The sequence below is a fragment of the Bradyrhizobium sp. USDA3010 genome, assembly GCF_056429065.1.
Window position 1 is genome coordinate 1 of sequence record NZ_JBWJZD010000124.1, and the last position, 1,190, is coordinate 1,190.

At 63.3% G+C, this 1,190-nt stretch carries 1 protein-coding gene; it reads right to left on the bottom strand.

Annotated elements, in window-relative coordinates; genetic code table 11:
• Positions 1–28: 28 nt before the first annotated feature.
• A protein-coding gene (locus tag AC066Y_RS43220) for an IS3 family transposase (RefSeq protein WP_478279134.1) occupies positions 29–1,190 on the bottom strand; the annotation gives its coding sequence in 2 pieces (ribosomal slippage) (positions 29–909 and positions 909–1,190; 1,163 coding nt annotated over the 2 pieces). This gene is flagged as partial in the annotation.

A 1,190-nucleotide genomic window follows, 5' to 3' on the forward strand; every position in this document is an offset into this window, starting at 1 on the left:
TGATCTTCCCCCGAGAAAGTGGACTGGTTTAGGCGGCTTTTAGCTCCATTTCGATCGGGGCGATATATCCCACGGCGGAATGGAGCCTTGTTCGGTTGTAGAAGCCTTCGATGAAGGCGAAGATATCGCGCTGGGCCTCGGCGCGGGTCTTGTAGTTGCGATGATGAACGAGCTCAGTCTTCAAGGTATGGAAGAAGCTCTCCATCGGAGCATTGTCGTAGCAATCGGCCTTGCGGCTCATCGATGCGGTGATGCCGGCGCCTGCGAGAGCATTGCGATAGGCGTGTGAGGCATACTGCACACCGCGATCGGAGTGGTGGATCAACCCGGCCCGGGGCCGTTGTTGCTGGATGGCCATGGTCAGTGCCGCTGCTGCGAGTTCGACCTGCATATGATCGCGCATGGCCCAGCCGACGATCTTTCGACTGAAGAGATCCATCACGGCCGCGAGATACAGCCAGCCCTCCGCGGTCGGGATGTAGGTGATATCGGCGAGCCAAATCCGGTTCGGGACCGGGGCTGAGAAGTCGCGCGCGATCAGGTTCGGCGCGATCGGCAGGTTGTGACGGCTGTCGGTGGTGCGCACGCGGCGCGGCGGCGCCATGATGGCGCGGATACCGTGCCGACGCATCATCCGCTCGATCCGGCCGCGGCTGGCGCCGCGGCCCTGCCTCCGCAGGACGGCATGGACGCGGGGACTGCCGTAGCGGCCGTTGCTGTCTTGATGGACTTGCCGGATCGCGGCCAGGAGCGCGGTATTGGACTTTGTCCGCTTACTCACCGGGCGATCGCGCCAGGCGTAATAGCCGGCCGGCGAGACCTCGAGTACGGCACACATCAACCGTACCGGATAGGCATCGCGGTGATCCTCGATGAAGCGGAAGCTCATGTCCGGGTTCCGGCAAAGATCGCGATCGACTTTTTTAAAATGTCGCGCTCCATGCGCAGCCGTTCGTTCTCCTGGCGCAACCGGGCGATCTCCGAAGCCTGGTCCGCCGGCATCGGCGTCGTCTGCGTGGTGGGGCGCCACGCCGCCGATGCCGGCTCCTGCCGGACCTTATCCACCCAGCGCCGCAGCACCGAGTCTCGCAGACCAAGTTCCTTGCCAACCGACGTAATCGAGCGGCCGCTCGACACCACCAGCTCAACGGCTTGCCGCTTGTACTCCTCGGTAAACGACCGACGTTGAC